Genomic DNA, 1127 nt, shown 5'->3' with positions numbered 1-1127 from the left:
TAATACAGTGAGTTCTTTTCTTCTTCCGTGAATTCTAGGTTAATCATGTTTTTAATGAGTGCTTTGCTTCTAATTATGACTCTTAAACTATATTATTGTCCTTGAGTAAAAAATGCAAGTTGTAGCCGTGCAAAGTATAGCAGAGGGATTTGTTGATCATCAATCAACTCAGATTGCTCCTTCCTCCTTACTACAGCCATTTTCTCCAGAGTTAGAAAAAGATAGAGCCAACAAATTTAATTTTCTTAAAGAAATTCTGGTTAGTCATCTTGGTCAACCTTTTTACTCGGACAACGGCTTTATTCTTTATCAAGGAGATGCCACAGACTTTTTGTCTAAACTATCTCATAGTGACATAAAAATTGACCTCACTGTTACATCACCACCTTATAATATTGGCAAAGAATATGAACGAGTTCTTTCAATCAATGACTATGTTGATTGGTGTGCTAATTGGCTGCGGCAAATTGATCAGATTACTCAAGATAACGGCGCTTTGTGGCTAAATGTTGGTTATTTAGAAGTACCAGAAAAGGGATTATGTGTTCCGATTCCCTATCTTCTTTGGGATAAGTCTCCCTTTTATCTTTTACAAGAAATTGTCTGGAAATATGGGGCTGGTGTTTCTACAAAAAATCGTCTTAGTCCTCGCAATGAAAAATGGCTTTTTTATCTCAAAAATTGCCAAGAATATACTTTTAACTTAGATAATATTCGTGACCCTAACGTTAAGTATCCCAATCAAAAGAAAAATGGTAGGTAATGATTCGGTAGTAGTGGCGTAGCTCTCTTGCTTACCTGGTATGAATTGTGTAAAATATTTATTAATAAAAATAATTGGAACCCGCTCAGTCTTTAAACCTCTAGCTTGATCATGACTTTTCTGATAAATATCTTTTTCTGGCTCCTGTCTGGCTTACTGAAATATCAGTCTAGCACCGAACAAAGTACCCCCTTCACCTCCGTTCCCCTGTCCTAATTGGGGCTTGCTGAATAATGGTAAAACCCTTTTAAAATAAAGCTTTTGACCTGTTAAAGTCCGATGTTAGTGCAAGAAAATAGGATTGGGACTTTCAAAAACCTTGCATTATCCTTCTTGTAGTACATCGCTTGGTACAAAAAACAAG

At 35.8% G+C, this 1127-nt stretch carries 1 protein-coding gene; it reads left to right on the top strand.

What is annotated here, in order from left to right; translation table 11 throughout:
- The first annotated feature begins 112 nt into the window (after positions 1-112).
- Positions 113-763 (top strand): DNA methyltransferase, encoded by a 651-nt coding sequence (locus tag O9290_RS06560; protein ID WP_288086838.1) that lies wholly within the window; start codon positions 113-115, stop codon positions 761-763.
- Positions 764-1127: the final 364 nt, after the last annotated feature.

This window comes from Microcystis sp. LE19-41.2A (assembly GCF_027530405.1).
GTDB classification, from domain to species: domain Bacteria; phylum Cyanobacteriota; class Cyanobacteriia; order Cyanobacteriales; family Microcystaceae; genus Microcystis; species Microcystis aeruginosa.
The sequence above is the reverse complement of the archived record's forward strand: the minus strand, read 5'-3'. Positions and strand labels throughout refer to the sequence as shown.